14 protein-coding genes are annotated in these 18,075 nt (G+C 72.4%); 5 read left to right on the top strand and 9 right to left on the bottom strand.

Annotation, left to right across the window (positions count from 1 at the left end; genetic code table 11):
• Positions 1-131 precede the first annotated feature (131 nt).
• Positions 132-2,540 carry an endonuclease/exonuclease/phosphatase family protein gene (locus ACIQRW_RS07185; protein WP_403755642.1) on the top strand — a complete coding sequence of 803 codons (2,409 nt, stop codon included), beginning with the start codon at positions 132-134 and terminating at the stop codon, positions 2,538-2,540.
• Between the two features lie 63 nt (positions 2,541-2,603).
• Here ACIQRW_RS07185 and ACIQRW_RS07190 read toward each other — a convergent pair whose 3' ends face one another.
• The 3 genes from ACIQRW_RS07190 to ACIQRW_RS07200 are packed head-to-tail and all read right to left on the bottom strand — an operon-like array spanning position 2,604 to position 5,027.
• The gene (locus ACIQRW_RS07190; RefSeq protein ID WP_403755645.1) at positions 2,604-3,512 is read right to left on the bottom strand and encodes an alpha/beta fold hydrolase; all 909 of its coding nucleotides are present in this window, start codon (positions 3,510-3,512) and stop codon (positions 2,604-2,606) included.
• Positions 3,513-3,531: 19 nt separating this feature from the next.
• Positions 3,532-4,797 (bottom strand): beta-ketoacyl-[acyl-carrier-protein] synthase family protein, encoded by a 1,266-nt coding sequence (locus ACIQRW_RS07195; RefSeq protein WP_403755648.1) that lies wholly within the window; start codon positions 4,795-4,797, stop codon positions 3,532-3,534.
• Entirely contained in the window at positions 4,794-5,027 is a 234-nt protein-coding gene (locus ACIQRW_RS07200) for an acyl carrier protein (protein WP_403755651.1), read from the bottom strand. Before ACIQRW_RS07200 ends, ACIQRW_RS07195 begins: the two co-directional genes overlap by 4 nt.
• A 246-nt stretch (positions 5,028-5,273) precedes the next feature.
• On the opposite strand from ACIQRW_RS07200, the gene ACIQRW_RS07205 reads away from it, so the two are divergent.
• Positions 5,274-5,720, top strand: a complete 447-nt coding sequence (locus ACIQRW_RS07205; protein ID WP_403755654.1) for a nitroreductase family deazaflavin-dependent oxidoreductase — start codon at positions 5,274-5,276, stop codon at positions 5,718-5,720.
• A gap of 41 nt (positions 5,721-5,761) precedes the next feature.
• Here the strand turns inward: ACIQRW_RS07205 and ACIQRW_RS07210 are convergent, their stop codons facing one another.
• Complete coding sequence (locus ACIQRW_RS07210; protein WP_403755657.1) at positions 5,762-6,310, bottom strand: hypothetical protein; 549 nt, start codon at positions 6,308-6,310, stop codon at positions 5,762-5,764.
• A complete protein-coding gene (locus tag ACIQRW_RS07215; RefSeq protein WP_403755659.1) occupies positions 6,307-6,909 on the bottom strand; it encodes a TetR family transcriptional regulator in 603 nt (200 codons plus the stop codon). The genes ACIQRW_RS07210 and ACIQRW_RS07215 overlap by 4 nt, the downstream gene beginning before the upstream one ends.
• A gap of 155 nt (positions 6,910-7,064) precedes the next feature.
• Between ACIQRW_RS07215 and ACIQRW_RS07220 the strand changes: the two genes are divergently transcribed.
• Complete coding sequence (locus tag ACIQRW_RS07220) at positions 7,065-7,796, top strand: nitroreductase family protein (RefSeq protein WP_403755662.1); 732 nt, start codon at positions 7,065-7,067, stop codon at positions 7,794-7,796.
• 247 nt (positions 7,797-8,043) lie between these two features.
• Positions 8,044-9,603 (top strand): peptidoglycan-binding protein, encoded by a 1,560-nt coding sequence (locus ACIQRW_RS07225; RefSeq protein WP_403755665.1) that lies wholly within the window; start codon positions 8,044-8,046, stop codon positions 9,601-9,603.
• A gap of 134 nt (positions 9,604-9,737) precedes the next feature.
• Here ACIQRW_RS07225 and ACIQRW_RS07230 read toward each other — a convergent pair whose 3' ends face one another.
• Complete coding sequence (locus ACIQRW_RS07230) at positions 9,738-10,409, bottom strand: hypothetical protein (RefSeq protein WP_403755667.1); 672 nt, start codon at positions 10,407-10,409, stop codon at positions 9,738-9,740.
• 74 nt (positions 10,410-10,483) lie between these two features.
• Between ACIQRW_RS07230 and ACIQRW_RS07235 the strand changes: the two genes are divergently transcribed.
• The gene (locus ACIQRW_RS07235) at positions 10,484-11,350 is read left to right on the top strand and encodes a DUF3626 domain-containing protein (protein WP_403755669.1); all 867 of its coding nucleotides are present in this window, start codon (positions 10,484-10,486) and stop codon (positions 11,348-11,350) included.
• A gap of 50 nt (positions 11,351-11,400) precedes the next feature.
• On the opposite strand, the gene ACIQRW_RS07240 is transcribed toward ACIQRW_RS07235, so the two are convergent.
• From ACIQRW_RS07240 to ACIQRW_RS07250, 3 genes are all read right to left on the bottom strand, one after another.
• Positions 11,401-15,051, bottom strand: a complete 3,651-nt coding sequence (locus tag ACIQRW_RS07240; RefSeq protein WP_403756394.1) for a S8 family serine peptidase — start codon at positions 15,049-15,051, stop codon at positions 11,401-11,403.
• A 204-nt stretch (positions 15,052-15,255) separates the two neighbouring features.
• Entirely contained in the window at positions 15,256-16,398 is a 1,143-nt protein-coding gene (locus tag ACIQRW_RS07245; protein ID WP_403755672.1) for an XdhC family protein, read from the bottom strand.
• Positions 16,399-16,434: 36 nt separating this feature from the next.
• A complete protein-coding gene (locus ACIQRW_RS07250; protein ID WP_403755675.1) occupies positions 16,435-17,892 on the bottom strand; it encodes an NCS2 family permease in 1,458 nt (485 codons plus the stop codon).
• Positions 17,893-18,075: the final 183 nt, after the last annotated feature.

Genomic DNA, 18,075 nt, shown 5'->3' on the forward strand with positions numbered 1-18,075 from the left:
GGACCGCACCGGGCGCCAGTTCGTGGTGCTCACCCGGGATACGCCCGGAATTAACCTCCGACGCCTTGTCATGCCTGTTCTACGCGCATAGTTTTTGCCCCTACTACTCAGTTCAGTTGGGGGCACCTCCCGTGCAGATACACAGATCCGGTTCCGTTCTGCTGACCGGCGCCGTCGCCGCCGCTCTCGCGGTGACCGCCCTGCCCGCCGCCCAGGCGGCCCCGTCGACCACCGCCGTTATCTCCGAGGTGTACGGCGGCGGGGGCAACTCCGGCGCGACGCTGACCCGGGACTTCGTCGAGCTGGCCAACGCCGGCTCCGGGCCCTTCGAGGTCGGCGGCCTCAGCGTCCAGTACCTGCCGGGCAGCCCGTCGGCCGGCTCGCAGTGGCAGGTCTCCGAGCTGTCCGGGGCGATCGCGCCCCGCGGCCGCTACCTGGTCGCCCAGGCCGCGGGCACCGGCGGTACCGTCGCGCTGCCCACCGCCGACGCCACCGGCACGGTCGCCATGGCGGCGGGGAGCGGCACCGTCGCCCTGGTCTCCGGGACGGCCCCGCTCACCTGCAAGTCGGCGGCGGACTGTGCGGCGGACACCCGGATCGTCGACCTGGTCGGTTACGGTTCCGCGGTCGTCCGGGAGGGCGGCGGCCCGGTCCCGGGCGCGTCGGCCACCGCGTCCGTCGCGCGGGCCGCCTCGCTCGCCGACACCGACGACAACGCGGCCGACCTCGCCGCGGGCGCCCCGACGCCGGTCAACGCCAAGGGCGAGACGTCCGGCGGCGGGCAGGAGCCGGAGGAGCCCGGCCCCACCGAGCCCGGCGACGTACGGATCCACGACATCCAGGGCACCACCCGGGTCTCCCCGCTCGACGGCAAGGCGGTGAGCGGCGTCCCGGGCGTCGTCACCGGAGTGCGGGCCAGTGGCTCGCGGGGCTTCTGGATCCAGGACACGGCCCCCGACGGCGACCCGCGCACCGGCGAGGGCCTGTTCGTCTACACCGGATCCACCGCACCGGCCGTGAAGGTCGGCGACGCGGTCCTGGTCAGCGGCAAGGTGGCCGAGTACTACCCGGGCACCGGCACCCAGTCCCTCACCCAGATCACCGCGCCCCGCACCACCGTCCTGTCCGCCGGCAACGCGCTGCCCGCCCCGGTCGTCCTCGACGCCCGTTCGGTGCCCGGCCGTTACGTGCCCTCGGCGGACGGCGGGGCGATCGACGCGCTGCCCCTGGACCCGTCCCGGTACGCCCTGGACCTGTACGAGGCGCTGGAGGGCTCCCGGGTGGAGTTCGCCGACACCCGCGTGACCGGGGCGACGACCGCGTACGACGAGATCTGGGTGACCGTGAAGCCGAGGGAGAACCCGACCCGGCGCGGCGGCACGCTCTACGCCTCGTACGAGGACCAGAACACCGGGCGGCTCAAGGTGATGTCGCTGGACCCGGCGCGGCCGGTGCCGACGGCGAACGTCGGGGACGTGCTGAAGGGCCGCACCACCGGCGTGCTCGACTACGCGAGCTACGGCGGCTACAACGTGCAGGCCACCGAGCTGGGCACGGTCGTCGACCGGAAGCTGCGGCGCGAGGTGACCCGCAAGCAGAAGAAGGACGAGCTGGCGGTCGCCACGTACAACGTCGAGAACCTCGACGCGGGCGACGACCAGGCGAAGTTCGACACCCTGGCCGAAGGCGTCGCGGTCAACCTGTCCTCGCCCGACATCGTCTCCCTGGAGGAGATCCAGGACGACAACGGTGCGGTGAACGACGGCACGACGGGTTCCGAGGCGACGCTGAAGCGGTTCGCCGACGCGATCGTCGCGCAGGGCGGGCCGCGCTACGCCTGGCGCTACATCGCCCCCGAGAACAACAAGGACGGCGGCGAGCCCGGCGGCAACATCCGCAACGTCCTCCTCTTCAACCCGGAGCGGGTCTCCTTCACCGACCGTGCGGGCGGCGACGCCACCACGCCGGTGCGGGCCGTCGACACCTGGAAGGGCGTCGAGCTCTCCGCGTCGCCGGGCCGGATCAACCCGGCGAGCCCGGCGTGGGCGGACAGCCGCAAGCCGCTGGTGGGCGAGTTCGTCTTCCGCGGCAAGCCGGTCTTCGTCATCGGCAACCACTTCGCGTCCAAGGGCGGCGACCAGCCGCTGCACGGCCGCTACCAGCAGCCGACGCGCTCCTCGGAGACGAAGCGGATCCAGCAGGCCGCCGAGGTCAACACCTTCGTCGCCGCGCTGCTGAAGGCGGACAGGTCCGCCAAGGTCGTCGCGCTCGGGGACTTCAACGACTTCGAGTTCTCCCCGACGATGAAGGAGCTGACCAAGGGCAGGGCGCTCAAGCCGCTGATCACGACGCTCCCCTCGTCGGAGCGGTACAGCTATGTCTTCGACGGCAACTCGCAGACGCTGGACCACATCCTGACGAGCCCCGGCATCCGGCGCCCCGACTACGACGTGGTGCACATCAACGCCGAGTTCGCCGACCAGGCGAGCGACCACGACCCGCAGGTGGTGCGGATCAAGGTCGGCGGCTTCTGGCACTGAGGTACCGAGGCACTGACCCGGCGGGGCGGACCGGATCACGGGTCCGCCCCGCCGGGGCCCCGCTCAGGTCCGCCCGGCCGGGGCGCCCGCCTGGCGCGGCAGGGTGACGGCAGCGGCCTCGTCGGCCACCGGCTCCCGCCCGGTGAAGAACCGGGAGACCAGCGCGGCCACTTCGTCGGCCCGCTCCAGGACCACCCAGTGGTCGGACTCCCCGATCGTCAGGAACCGGCTGCCCTCGATCGTCGCGGCGAACTCCCGCTGCCGCGCGGGCGGCGTCACCGTGTCGTGCTCGCCGGCGAAGACCAGCGCCGGTACGCCGGTGAGACCGCCGGAGAAGTCGGGCCGGTCGGTCAGCGCCCGGTACAGCGAGTCCGTCGCGTGCGGCGAGTGGGTGAGCGCGTGCAGAAAGGAGCGCCGCACATAGCGGCGGGCCAACTCCCTTCGGTGTACGTGCCGTTCGGGGTCGAGGCACATCAGCGCGTCGGCCGCCGTCGCGGCGAATCCCTCGCGGTCCCCGGCCGCCAGCTGCTGCCGGGCCCGCTCCCAGGAGGCGACCTGGACCGCGTCGATGTGGACCGGGACGCCGCCGAGGGCCAGGCGTGCCACCCGCTCCCGATGGCGGCGGGCGAAGCCGAAGGCGATGGCGGTGCCGTAGGAGAAGCCGAAGATGTTCAGCCGGGGCGCGCCGATGTCGTCGGCGATGCCGAGTACGGCCCGGCGCAGCAGCTCGGCGCTGGGGCCGGGCGGGAGCGGGTCGGCGCTGCCCATGCCGGGCAGGTCGGCGGTGACCACGTCGGTCGCCGGACCCAGGTGGTCGTCCATCTGGGGCCAGCCGAACATGCCCTGGAGCGCGCCGCCGAGAATGAGCGTCGGTTCGGTGGCCGGGGGCTCGCCGGGGTGCGTGCCCGGCAGGACGCGGTAGCTGTAGCGCACTCCGTCGACCGACAGGGTCCGGATGATCTCCTCGGGCATGTGCTCCTGCGTTCCCTTCTCAGGCCCTGGTGAGGACGAGTGCCGCGTTGTGGCCGCCGAAGCCGAGCGAGGTCTTCACGGCGCAGTCGAAGGAGGCGCCGCGGGCTTCCTTGGCCACCACGTCGATCGGGATCTGCGGGTCGGGTGCGTCCAGGTTGACGGTGGGCGGCACCAGTTGCCGCTGGAGGGCGAGCACGGTGAGCGCGGTCTCGATGCCGCCCGCCGCGCCGAGGGTGTGGCCGGTCATCGCCTTGGTGGAGGTCACCAGGGGGCTCTCGCCGAGGACCCGGTGCAGCATCGTCGCCTCGATCAGGTCGTTGGAGAGCGTCGAGGTGCCGTGCGCGTTGACGTGCCCGACGTCGGCCGGGGAGAGGCCGGCGTCGGCGAGCGCGGTGCGCAGGGCGCGTTCGATGCCGAGGCCCTCGGGGTCGGGGGCGACGGCGGAGTGGGCGTCGCTGGAGGCCCCGTAGCCGCTCACATGGGCGCGGACGGCGGCGCCCCGGGCGCGGGCGTGGTCCGGGTGTTCCAGGACGATCAGCCCGGCGCCCTCGCCGACGACGAAGCCGTCGCGGTGGGTGTCGAAGGGGCGGCAGGCGCTCGTGGGGTCCTCGCGGCGGGTGGAGACGGCCTTGAGACTGCAGGCGCTGGCGATGAGGAGGCGGGTGCAGGTGGATTCCGCGCCGCCCGCGATGACGATGTCGCAGGCCCCGGAGCGGAGCATCTGGTGGGCGGTGCCGATGGCGACGGTGCCGGAGGAGCAGGCGGTGGAGACAGCCTGGCTGGGCCCGTGGACGCCGAGGTCGAGGCTGACGCTGCTGGCCGCGCCGTTGACGACGCTGAGCGGGGCGAGCTTCGGTGAGACCCGGCGGGGCCCGCGGCCGGTGAGCGCGGCGTGCTGCTCGTCGTAGAAGGGCAGCCCGCCGTGGGCGGAGCCGATGACGATGCCGACGCGGCCGCTGTCCCAGAGGGCCGGGTCGAGTCCGGCGTCGGCGACGGCCTCGCGGGCGGCGACGACGGCGAGCTGGGCGAACCGGTCCATCAGCCGCTGGGCGGCCACCCCGAGGATCGCTCCCGGGTCGCAGTCGGTGACGGAGTAGAAGAAGTCGCAGGGCAGGCCGTCCAGTTCGGGCCGGGGGCCGGCGGACGGCACGAGGCCCTCGGTGACACCGTGCCAGGCGGCGTCCGCTCCGGTACCGGCGGCGGTGACCAGACCGACGCCGGTGACGGCGGCGGCGAACGGGGCGAGCGGCGCCCGCCGGTAGGGCCGGCCGGTGGCCGCGCTCACGCGGAGACCTTCCCGTGGACGGCCTCGACGAGGCGGCCGACGGTGTCGCGCGAGGTGAGCGCCACGTCCTCCAGGTCCACGTCCAGCCGGTCCTCGATGAGCAGCCGCAGCTCCTCCAGCGCGAGGGAGTCCAGCCGCAGTCGGTGCAGCGGCACTTCGGGGCGGATGGCCCCGGGGTCGGTTCCGAATTTCGTCACCAGCAGCGTGCTGATCTCTTCCGAAGTGCTCATTCGGCTCTCCTGGGCTCGGTGACGCGGTGACGCCGGCCGCGTTGTGAGGGGAGGTGGGGGGAGGGGCCATCGGGGACGCCGGCTGCTCCGGAAAGACCCTTTATACGCCTTCCCGGGCGGGTTCCCGGTCCGCGTTCCCCCGTGCGGTGGGAGGGCTGTCCAGGTGTACGAATCCCGGGTGCGGCTCGGCTGGATGCCAGGATGGGGGCGCAGCCCGTACGGGACGGCACGAGAGAAGGAGAAACCATGACGGCCGAGCAGGACGGCGACGCGGAGGTCGCGCTGAGCCCCGCCGACTGGGTCGCCCGGCAGGCTGAGCTCTACGAGTCCTCCGGCGGCACGAAGGGCACCACCCAGCTGGGTGTGCCCTGCCTGCTGATGGACTACGTCGGCCGGCGCAGCGGGACGGTGCGGCGCACGGTGCTGATGTACGGGCGGGACGGCGAGGACTATCTGATCGTTGCGTCCAACGGCGGCTCGGACCGCCCGCCGCTGTGGTACCTGAACCTCCAGTCCACCCCGGAGATCGAGCTCCGCGTGAACACCGAGCGGTTCGGGGCCGTCGCGGCGACGCTCCCGGCCGAGGAGAAGGCGCGGGTCTGGCCGGGGTTGGTGGAGCTGTTCCCGCGCTACGGGGAGTACCAGGCGGGCACCGAGCGGGACATCCCGGTCGTCCGGCTGACGCGGCGCTGAGGCTAAAGGGCCTCGGCGCCGGCCCGTGCCGGGCGCCGGGGTCACCGCTCCGGGAGCAGGTGGGCCAGCAGCAGCTTGATCACCAGGACGGGGGCGAACCAGGCCAGCTCGCCGGGGACGGCCACCGAGGTCGTCGCGACGGTGATCGCCAGGGCGGCGACGGCGAAGGCGACCGGTTGCCGGAGATCCGCGGGGGCGATCAGGACGCATGCCGCCCCGGCGAGCGTGACGGCGTAGACGACGCCTGCGGAGATCCAGCCGAAGCCGGGGACGAGCAGGGCCAGGGCGAACGGCTGGACGTGGGCGGCCACGAAGGCGAGGTGGTGGAGCCGGGAGCGCCCCGGCCGGTGGAACCGGCGCTTGGCGGACCGGGTGGCGTTGACGACCGTGCCACCGAACAGATCGAAGGCCACCACGGCGATCACGGTCAGCGCCGGCCACGCGTACGGGGCGCGCAGGGCGAGGGCTGTCGCGAGCACGGTGCCGCCGAGCGCCCCCGCGTAACAGATGATCCGCTCGCCCCGCTCGGCGTCCGGGGCCACCAGCAGCGCGTCGAGCCGGCGGGCCGCTGTGACCCCCGCGGCCCTCATTCCGCTCCCCCGCGGCGCAGCCCTTCGACGCACACGTCGAGGAGAGGCGCCGTCAACTCCGCGACCGGCAGCGTGGGATCGACGATCCACTGCACCAGACAGCCCTCGATCGCCCCGACGACGACCACCGCGTGCCCCGCGCCCACCCCGGCGCGGCAGACCCCCTCGGCCTCGGCGTCGGCGAGCAGTTCGGCGATCACCGCGCGGTACTCCCGGTACACGGCCGAGATGTCCACCCCGGAGGCGGCTCCCTGCCGCCCGGCGGCCCACAGGTCGATGAGGATCCGGGCGAGTTCGGGCTCGGTCACGACCATGTCCAGCACCGACCGCACCAGCCGGGCGAGCCGCTCCAGTCCGTCTCCCGGGCCGGAGCGGGCCTGCTCAATCACCGCCCGCGAGTGGGCTCTGTACTCCTCGAAGGCGGCCGCGAGCAAGGCGTCCCGGCTGTCGAAGTGGAGATAGACGCTGCCCTTGGCGACGCCCGCCTCTCCGGCGACGTCGTCCACCCGGGTCGCGGCGAATCCCTGCCGGGCGAAGACCCGCACCGCGGCCTTCAGGATCAGGTCCCGGCGCGCCGCCGGGTCGGCTCTTCTGGCCATGTCATGGACCCCCTGTCGAATGACTGACTGGTCAGTCATTGAAGGGCACGATACGACGCCAACTGCCGCCGCCGCAAGGGGAATCGGTTCGGGCCGCACCTTCGCACGCGGGGTGGGGAGACACCGGCGGAGGGACCTGCCTAAACTCCGCGATCATGACCATGGAAACGGTTCAGGCCGACCCGTCCGCCCTCGGCGGTCCCGCGCTCTTCGACACCATGTCCACCATGCGCGCCATGCGCCGCCTCAAGCCGGACGCGGTGCCGGACGAGACGGTCGAGCAGCTGATCCAGGCCGCCGTCTGGGGGCCCAGCGGCGGCAACATGCAGTGTTACGAGTACGTGGTGGTGACCGACCGCGAGGTGATGGCGCGGCTCGCCCCGCTGTGGAAGCGGTGCGTCGACGCGTATCTGGCGACGACCGGGAAGCACGCCCCCGCGGGCATGGACGAGGCGGCGTACGGCCGCATGGTCGCGGCGATCGAGCATCAGCGCGACCACTTCGCCGACACCCCGGTGCTGATCGTGCCGTGCTACCGCTTCCCGGCGCCGCGCCTGGACGAGGAGGGCCTGGCCGCGTCGGCGCGGGCACTCGGCCCGGCGGGCACCCAGCACATGATGGACACGCAGACGCGTTTCCAGGCACTGGCCGAGGGCTCCTGCGTCTATCCGGGGGTGCAGAACCTGCTGCTCGCGGCGCGGGGGCTGGGGCTCGCGGCGAACATCACCATCTGGCACCTGATGCTGGAGCAGGAGTGGAAGCGGGAGCTGGGCATCCCGGAGGACATGGCGACGTTCGCCGCCGTGCCGGTGGGGTGGCCCGCGGGCAGTTTCGGCCCGGTCCGGCGACGGCCGGTGGCGGACGTCATCCACCGCGACCGCTGGTAGCGTCCGGCCCCGCGTCAACCCTCGCCGGCTCCCCTGTCGGGTGACGCTCGACGTCACCCGACAGGGCTAGCACGGCAGTCAACTCCCGCGCTTTTGCAGGATGTTGCCAGCAGAATCACTCCTTCGACTCTTTGTCATGCCCACTCCATCTCGATAGCCTGACCGTGCTCGGCATCCCTCTGGCCCACCCCGGGTCCGAGGGCTTTTCTCTTCCCCCCACGCCCACCCCCACAGAGCAGGAGCCCTCATGCCCCTACGCACCGCCGCCCGAACCCGGGCCCGCGCCTGTGCCTGTGCCGTGGCGGCCCTCACGGCCACGGCCCTCCTCGCGACCGGGCACCCGGCGACCGCCGCCCCGCGAGCGGACACGCCCGACCCGATGAACCGCGCGTTCGCCGAAGCGGCGGACGCGTACGGCGTACCGCGCGATCTGCTGGCCGCCGTCGGCTACGGCGAGAGCCGTCTCGACGGCCACGCGGGCGCGCCCAGTCAGGCGAACGGCTACGGCGTGATGCATCTGGCGAGCAACCCGGCCAATCGCTCCCTGGAGAAGGCCTCCGAGCTGACCGGCGAGAGCGCGGCCCGGCTGCGCCGGGACACGACGGCCAACATCCTCGGCGGCGCGGCCGTCCTGCGCGACCACGCCGACGCGCTGGGCCTGGACGCCGCCGAGCGCCGGGACGTGAACTCCTGGTATCCGGCGGTGGCCCGCTACAGCGCCGCCGAGGGGCCGGCCGCCGCGCTCTACGCGGACGCGGTCTTCACGTCCCTCGCCGAGGGCGTGTCCGCCACGGCGCCCGGCGGCGAGGAGGTCCTCGTGCCCTCCCGGCCGGTCGCCCCGGACAAGCGTGCGCTTTCGGCGTCCGACGTCTACGCCGCGAGCCCGGACTACCCCTCGGCGCGCTGGGTGCCCGCGTACTCAGGGAACTTCGTCGTCGGCCGCAAGGCCGCCATCGACAAGGTGGTCATCCACACCACCCAGGGGTCGTACGCCGGTTCCATCAGCTGGTACCAGAACCCGGCCTCGGAGGTCAGCGCGCACTACACGATCCGCTCCTCGGACGGTGAGGTCACCCAGTCGGTCCTGGAGAAGGACACCGCCTGGCACGCCGGCGGCACCAACTCCTCGTCCGTCGGGATCGAGCACGAGGGCTATGTCGACAACCCGGCCTGGTACACGGAAGCGATGTACCAGTCCTCCGCCGCCCTCACCAAGCACCTCGCGGCGCGGTACGGCATCCCGAAGAACCGGTCGCACATCATCGGCCACAGCGAGGCGCCCGGCGCCGACCACACGGACCCCGGCCCCAACTGGGACTGGAACCACTACATGGAGCTGATCGACGGCGACCCGGGCAGCGGCGGCGACGGCCTGACCTTCCCCACGTACACGACCCAGCAGTCCGGCTCCACCGGCCCGCAGGTCAAGGCCGTGCAGACGCTGCTCAACGCCCAGGGTTACCAGGCGGGCGCGGCGGACGGCAGCTTCGGGCCCACCACCGAGGGCGCGGTGCAGGCGTTCCAGCGGGCCCGCGCGCTGGAGGCCGACGGAACGGTCGGCCCGAAGACCTGGACGGCCCTGCTGTCGGCCGGCACGACCCCGGCGCTGTCCCGGGGCAGTTCGGGCGACGCGGTGAAGCGGCTCCAGCGGTCCCTGACGGCGGCGCTCGGCACCACCGTCGGCGTGGACGGCAGTTTCGGCCCGGCCACGGACACGGCGGTACGCAGCTACCAGACCAGCCGGAAGCTCTCGGTCGACGGCAAGGTGGGCCCGGCCACGTGGGAGGCCCTGCAGAGCGGGAAGTGAGCCGCGGCCCGAGCGGGCCCCTCCCCTGCTCCGGAGGGGCTCGCCCGGGCCTGCCGACGGCCGAGGCGCCGGCCCGCCGCGCCCCGGCGACCGCGGCGCCACCGGCACGCGGCGCACGGTGTCCGGGGCGCGGCCTACTCCCCCGCGCCGACCGGATACCCGATCTCCTTGACGTCCTCGGCCAGTTCGGCGGGGACCCGGTCGGGGGCGAGGGCGGCGATCACCTCGTCGGTCAGCGGTCGCAGCGCATAGACGTGGCGTACGGCTTCGAGGTCGACGGAGACCTCGAAATGGTCCTCGGCCCACTCCTGGTAGGACTCGGGGGTGCCCGTGACGAGGAGTTGGAAGAGCCAGTCGGCCCCGTCGGAGTCCTCACCGTCCTCCGGGAACTCGACGGCGCCCGCCCGCCAGCGGTCGTCGTCGCTCGCGCGCCAGAGGCAGGCGGTGACGACGGGCATGCCGAACTCGTCTGTGAACGAGGGCTCGTCGACGTAACGACGGAACACGGCGGGCACCTCGTCGAGCACCCCGGGCCAGGGGCCGTCGTCCACGTACGGGCTCATCGGCGACTCGTGGTCGAAGCCGCGCGCGTACGCCCCGTCGGCGGAGAAGACCACGGAGTACTCCCCGCCCGATCCGTCCCGCATCGAGGCCATCGCCTCCGTCGGCGACCACTGCGCGTCGTAGCTGTGCCAGCGGTGGTCCCACTCGGGACACAGGATCGCGTCGAGCATCGCCAGGGAGCGGCAGAGATCGGTGAGGGCGGATATGCCCGGCAGCCTGCGGGCCACGTCGTGAACGCTCATGGGCATATCCAACCGCACCGGCGGGGCGGAGGTATTCACGTGCTCCCGCGAAGCCGTCCGGTCACACTGTCACGATGAACATCGGTCTCCCGGTCACCTCTTCCCGCATGCGGGCACGGGAACATGTCACCTCGCTGGCCTTCGGCGCGCCCCTGGGCGCGGGGCCGTGCGTCACCCTGAACCTGCACCCCGACCGGGCGGTGGCGGGGCGGCCGATCCTTGAACGGCTGCGCGAAGACGGTCTGTACGTCTCCCAGTTCGTGACCGGTACCAGCAACGGCGGGCTCACCGCGCACCCCGGCGGCGACCGGTGGCTCTGGGAGAGCCGGATCTTCGGAGGCGCGTACGACCGCGCCGGGCCCGCCGAGCGGCCCGTCTACGGGGCGCTGGACGTTCACCGCTCTCCCTACGGCGCGGCTCCCCGCTTCGGGTCCGCACACTTCAGGCTGGTGGCGGACGTCCTCGGCTCGGCCACCTTCTGCTACCCGGACAGCGCCGCCGAGCCCGTGCGCTTCGGCGTCGCGGCCCGGATGTCGGGGCTCGTCGAGCTGGCGGCGGCGGACCGCCGTGACGCCCTGGACGACTACATCGAGGCGCAGCTCCACGCCCCGGTCCGGCTGGACCGGGACGTGGCGGCGCTCGTGCTCGACCCGGCATACCGGGGGACAGCGGTGGAAGCGGCGGCCCGTCTGCTGCCGTGCCCCGTGGAGTGGCACCCCGGGTTCCGGCTCTCCGTCGAGGAGCTACGGCTCCACCCCGGCTACCGCGGGCCGGAGTTCGTCGCCCTCGGTTCGGCCCTGGCGGTCGACGGGTGGCTGGATGCCCGGATCATCGGCGGCGCGGTGCGGTCCGGGCGGCACGACGCACAGGACCTGAAGCGGGTCTGGCATCTGCTGGCCCGGTTCGGACGGACACCCGTCGCCGGGCCGGCCGGAGGCTGACGCACGTGGTCCCGCGCTTCCCGAGGGAGCGCGGGACCACGTGCGTCAGATCACTTCAGGCCGAAGGCCCGGATGATCTCCTGGTCGACGACGAGCCCGCCGGGGCCCTCCGCGTGCGCCTTGAGAGAGACCGACGTCGCGCCCTTCGACGGGGTGCGGAACTTCGCGGTCCACTCGCCGGTCTTCCTCTTGCGGAGGTCCACCTTCGACCAGTGCTTGCCGTCGTCGTAACTGACCGACAGCGAGGCCTTGTTCGCCTGCACCGCGCCCGGCAGCCACTCCTGGGTGCCGGAGGCGAGGCCGATCTCCGTCGAGCGGCCGGCCCGGACGTCGCCCGCCAGGTCGGTGTCGACGTCGTAGTCCAGCTGGAGCATCGGGATGTCGGCCTGGTACGGGCCGCCCTCGTCCAGCGCGCCGGAGACGAAGCCCCACTCGGAGTGGGTACGGGTCGACGTCTTCCAGGTCTCCGCGTCGCGCCGGGAGTCGATGACCAGGCGGTAGGGCAGCTTCTCGGTGGGGAGGTCGAATACGTAGCTCGCCCGGCCCGCGCCCTTCCTCAGTTCCTTCTCGCCCTGGTAGAAGGCGAAGGAGGTGGTGTCGTACTCGTTGTCGGGCATCGAGCCGGCGTGGCCGGGTCCCGCGTCCGTCCACGGGGTGATGTTGAACTGGACGTCGTTGTACACCGTGCGGAACGGACCCCAGTAGGCAGTGCCGAGACGGGGACGCGTCACCGGGGCGAACCACTCGGCGCCGTAGTTCTCACCCGCGCGGTAGTCCAGCTCGGTGCTGCGCATTTCGTGCGCCAGGTCGGACTGGTCCGCGTTGAGGACCGAGTGGTTCTCGTACCAGAACGAGTCGCCCGGCAGCGGGTTGACCCACTCGGTGCGGACGTCCGGGAACTGCTCGTACTCCTCGAAGCCGAGGCCGGGCCCGTACTCCGGGATGTCGTAGCGGTAGCCGCCGCCGAGCGTCTTCTTGTGGCCGTAGAAGGTGTTCTCCACCTTCGCGAGCTGACGGGTCGAGGGGGCGAACGCCAGCGAGCGGTCCGGGATCGTGCCGTCGTGGCGGTCCACCAGGTCGTACAGGTAGTCCGCGAACTTCTTCTGGTCGACCTGGACCTTCTTGCCGCGCTGCGCCGCCCTTATCAGGCTCTCGCCCGCGGAGGTCTGGACGGAGGCGACCGGGATGGTGGTCTCCTCGCCGTACGGGGTGTAGCTCTCCATCGCCACGCCGCGCTCGTCGTTGACGACGAACAGGGCCTCGGCCCCGGCCGCCAGCGCCGCCGCGAGGCGTTCGGCGGGGGTGACGTCGGCGCTACGGGTGATGACGACGGCCTTGCCGCGCGCGTTCACTCCCCGGTAGTCCGCCGGAGCACCGTTGCCCACGTACACCGACTTGAGCTTCTGTCGGCTGTCCTCGGCGACCGGCGAGCCACCCTGGACGAAGACCGGCACGTCGCGGCCGTCCGCCTCGACGTCGATCAGCTCCTCGCCCTGTCGCCAGCGGGTCAGGAAGCTGAAACCGCCCTGCGTGACCTTCTTGGTGGGGCTCGCCCACAGCTGGTCGTAGACGGGCGGTATCTGGTACGCGTCGCGCTGGACGGTGCCGTCCGGGGCGGTGCGCGCCATGTCGTAGCGGAGCTGGCGGGTCTCGGTCTCCTTGGGGGTGCGCACGTCGATCTTGCGGGCCTTGGAGGCGTCGAGGGTGACGGTGGTGGCGCCGGTCAGGATCGTCTCGGGGGCCGCGAGGAACGCGACGGCCTTGGAGTCGGGGCGGTCGCCGTCGATGTCCACGGAGGCCCAGGTGGTGTAGTTGCCGGGCGGCAGGCGCAGGGTGGTCTCGCCGCCGCTGACCTGGACGAGGCCGAGCTGCGGGTCGCCCAGCTCGGCGAGGACGACGAGGCCGTCCATCGGCTTGCCCGACCGGTCGCGGAGCTTGAGCGTCAGGTCGTGCAGCTCCCTCTCCTTGGTGAACGCGAAGCCGGTGTGCGCGACGGTGGCGCCCGAGGTGTCGGTGGCGACGACCTGGCCGGAGAAGGTGGTGTCGTTGGCGGCCTTCGCCGGGTCCAGGGACAGGACCGCCTCGGCGGTGCCGCCGGCCGGGACGGTCAGCGTGTCGGTGGAGAGGGTGTACGCCGCCGCGTCGGTGTCGGTGGCCAGGTTCAGCGTGATGTCCGTGTCACCCGAGTTGCGGTAGGTGATGGTGCGTTCGGCGACCGGGTCGGACGGGCTGTGCGGCCAGTCGTAGGAGGCGACCTGGACCGAGCCGGTGGCCTCGATCGTCGTGTCGATCGCCGCCTTCACGTCGAGCCGGCCGGTGCCCTGCTCGTACGGGGTGTACGCGTCGAGCTTCTTGGACGAGGTCATCAGCGCGTCCTTGATGCGCTGACCGGACCAGTCGGGGTGACGCTGCTTCAGGATCGCCGCGGCTCCCGCCACATGGGGAGTGGCCATCGAGGTGCCGGACATCGACTGGTACATGCCCTCGATGCCGGGGATCGACTGCGAGGCCGCGGCGTTGATGTCGACGCCGGGGGCCGACAGGTCGGGCTTCAGGCCGTGCGAGCGGACCAGCGGGCCCATCGAGGAGAAGTCGGCGCGGCCGTCCTGCTTGTCGACGGCGGCGATGGTGAGCGCCTGCTCGGCGGAGCCGGGTGAGCCGATGGTGCCCGCCCCGTACGCGTTGCCCGCGGCGATCACGAAGAGCGGCCCGCCGTCCGCCGAGAGGGCGTTCACGGCCTGGGACATCGGGTCGGTGCCGTCGTCGGGTACCGGGGAGCCGAGGCTCATGGAGACGACGTCGGCGCCTTCGGCCTTGGCCCACTCCATGGCCTCGATGATCCCGGAGTCCGCGCCGGAGCCCTCGTCGCTGAGGACCTTGCCGACGAGCAGGTCGGCGGCCGGGGCGACGCCCTTGTTGGCGCCCTCGGAGGCGGCGCCGGATCCGGCGATGGTGGAGGCGACGTGCGTGCCGTGGCCGTTCTTGTCGTCGACCTCCTCGCCCGGGACGAAGCTGCGGGCGCCGACGACGCGGTCCTCGACGTCCGGGTGGTCGGCGTCGATGCCGGTGTCCAGGACGGCGACCTTGGCGCCCTTGCCGTCGAAGCCGGCGGCCCAGGCCTGCGGGGCGCCCACCTGCGGCACCGACTCGGTCAGCAGCGCCTCGGAGCGGCCGTCCAGCCAGAGCTTCGCGATCCCGCCGTCGAGTGAACGGGCCTTGTCCGAACGGGTGATGGCGTTCCAGAACGTCCGCGCGTCGTCCTTGTCGGCCGTGAGCGCGGCCCCGTTGACGGATTCGAGGGTGCGGACGCCGCGTGGGGCGGTGGGCAGGGCCTTGGCGCGTGCGGGCGGGTAGGTGGCGATGAGCGGGACGGAGCCGGTGCCCTCGTCGTCGTATCCCATCCGCACCAGGGCCGAGACGTTGAACAGCCGTCGGTCCAAAGTGCCCGCCGTGATCAGCGTGGTGGCCTCGTCGGGCAGGACGTACACGTCCTCGCCCGCCTGCTGGATGCGGACGCCGCCGCTCGCGCCGTCGGGGCGGTCCACGGTGACGGTGTCCTGGGCGCCGGGGCCGTCCACGTAGCGCACGACGTCACCGGTGATCAGGGTGACGGTGTGGCTCTCGGTGCGTACGTCGGAACGCGGGGTCCCGTCGCGGGGTGCGGGGGCGGCGCCGGCGGTGCCCGCGAAGGGGACCAGCATGCCGCCCAGCAGGGCCGCAGAGGTCGCCAGGAGCAGGGCTCTGCGTCCTGGGCGAGCGGATCTCGCCCGGCCGGGAACGGAGGAGGGGGAAGAAGTCATGCAGCTGATCTACCGGCAAATCCGGGGTGACCGCTGCGTTTCGGGCGGGCGGAAAACCGCCGTGGCGGTAACCCGCCCGAGGTGGGCGGGGCGTTGACGGGCGCTTCAGGCCACCGAGGCGAGCGGCTGGCCGCTGCTGTCGTGATGGATGGGGGTATGGGCCCCGGTGAGCGGTACGCCGCTGCCGCCGCGCCGGACCGCGACGATCTCGGCGGCGATGGACAGGGCCGTCTCCTCCGGCGTACGGGCGCCGAGGTCGAGGCCGATCGGCGAGTGCAGCCGGGCCAGTTCACGGTCGGTGAGGCCGACCTCGCGCAGCCGCTCGTCGCGGTCCAGGTGGGTGCGGCGGGAGCCCATCGCGCCGACGTAGGCGACCGGGAGGCGCAGGGCGGCCTCCAGCAGCGGGATGTCGAACTTGGCGTCGTGGGTGAGGACGCAGAGCACCGTACGCGCGTCGGTCGCGGTTTCGGCGAGGTAGCGGTGGGGCCAGTCGACGACGATCTCGTCGGCCTCGGGGAAGCGTGCCGCGGTGGCGAAGACCGGGCGGGCGTCGCAGACGGTGACCCGGTAGCCGAGGAACTTCCCGGCGCGGACCAGCGCGGCGGCGAAGTCGATGGCGCCGAACACGATCATGCGGGGCGGCGGAACGCTGGACTCGACCAGCAGCTCGATCGGCCGACCGCAGCGCGAGCCCTCCGCGCCGATGGCGAGCGGCCCGGTGCGGCCCGCGTCCAGCAGGGCGCGGGCCTCGGCGGCGGCGGTCCGGTCGAGCGCCGGATGGCCGCCGAGCCCGCCCTCGTGACTGCCGTCGGCGCGGACCAGGAGCGGGAGTCCGAGCAGTTCCCCGGGTCCGTCCGTGACCCGCGCCAGCGCGGCCGCCGTCCCCTGCGCGGCAGCCGCGAGCGCGGCGGCGAACACCGGGCGGGCGAGGTCGTCCGTCCGTACCGGTGTCACCAGGATGTCGATGACGCCGCCGCAGGTCAGACCGACCGCGAAGGCGTCCTCGTCGCTGTAGCCGAAGCGCTCGCGGACGGACTTCCCGTCGTCCAGGGCCTGTTGGCACAGTTCGTAGACGGCCCCCTCCACGCATCCGCCGGACACCGAACCGATGGCCGTGCCGTCGCGGTCGACGGCGAGGGCGGCACCGGGCTGCCGGGGCGCGCTGCCGCCGACCGCCACAACGGTGGCGACGGCGAACTCGCGTCCCTGCGAGACCCACCGGTGCAGCTCTTCGGCGATGTCCAGCATGGCGTATCTCCTTAAGCGGGGAAGGGGGCCCGGGCGTCAGTGGACGCCCAGCCAGCTCTCGATCGGGTTGAGGGCGAAGAAGACGATGAAGATCACCGTCAGCCCCCACATGAAGGCCCCGACCTCGCGGGCCCGGCCCTGGGCGAGCTTGATGGCGCTGTACGCGATGACACCCGCGGCGACACCGGTGGTGATGGTGTACGTGAAGGGCATCAGGACCACGGTCAGGAAGACGGGGATGGCGACCGAGCGGTCGCTCCAGTCCACGTGCCGGGCGTTCTGCATCATCATCGCGCCGATGACGACGAGGGCGGCGGAGGCCACCTCGGTCGGCACGATCGCGGTGAGCGGGGTGAAGAAGAGGCAGGCGGCGAAGAAGAGCCCGGTGACGGCGGAGGCGAGCCCGGTCCGGGCCCCTTCGCCGACTCCGGTGGCCGATTCGACGAAGACCGTCTGGCCGGAGCCCGAGGCGACACCGCCGATGACGCCGCCGGCGCCGTCGATGAACAGCGCCTTGGACAGGCCCGGCATGCGGCCCTTGTCGTCGGCGAGCTTGGCCTCGGTGCCGACGCCGATGATGGTGGCCATCGCGTCGAAGAAGCCTGCCAGCACCAGGGTGAAGACGATCATGCCGACCGTCATCACACCGACGTCTCCCCAGCCGCCGAACTCGACGTTCCCGAAGAGCGAGAAGTCGGGGGTGGAGACCGCGCTGCCCTCCAGCTCCGGCGGGCCGCTGCTCCACGTCTTGGGGTCGATGTCGACGATCGCGTTGATGATGATCGCGACCACGGTACCGACGGCGATGCCGATGAGGATCGCGCCGGGGATGTTGCGCGCCTGGAGCATGAAGATGAGCAGAAGCGTCACGCAGAAGATCAGGACGGGCCAGCCGGCGAGTTCACCGGCCGGGCCCAGCGAGACCGGGGTCGCCACGCCCTGGTGGACGAATCCGGCCTTGTAGAGGCCGATGAGGGCGATGAAGAGCCCGATGCCCATGGTGATGCCGTGCTTGAGCGCGAGCGGGATCGCGTTCATGATCAGCTCGCGGAGGCCGGTGACCACCAGGAGGCAGATCACCACACCGTAGATCACACACATGCCCATGGCCTGTGGCCAGGTCATGTTGGGCGCGACCTGCGACGCGAGCACACCGGAGACGCTGAGCCCGGCGGCGAGCGCCAGGGGCACCTTGCCGACGAAGCCCATGAGCAGGGTCGTCGCGGCCGCCGCGAAGGCGGTCGCGGTGATCAGGCCGGGCTGGCTGAGGAGGTTGCCGTTGACGTCCTCCCCGCCCAGGATCAGCGGGTTGAGCAGAAGGATGTACGCCATGGCCATGAAGGTCGTGACGCCGCCGCGCAGCTCACGCGCGACCGTGGATCCTCGTTCGGATATGTGGAAGTACCGGTCGAGCCATGATCTTCCGGCGGGGACGCGCGAGCCGGGGCCCGCTGCCTCCGCGCTGGTCTTCGGTTCCACTGACTGCTGGGTCATGATGCCTGACTCCCAAGGTTCACAGGGGCACCCGCTTGGAGATTCCTGAATGCGGGATTTGGGATGACTGCGTCGGCTGCACGACCCGGGGACGGCCGGGACGGACTGTTGAAGCAGAACGGATGTGCCGGCGGCACGGATGGTCCGTGAGGCGGTGCCGTGCGCTCGGCACGGCGAAGAACC

This window comes from Streptomyces sp. NPDC091287 (assembly GCF_044768525.1).
GTDB lineage: Bacteria > Actinomycetota > Actinomycetes > Streptomycetales > Streptomycetaceae > Streptomyces.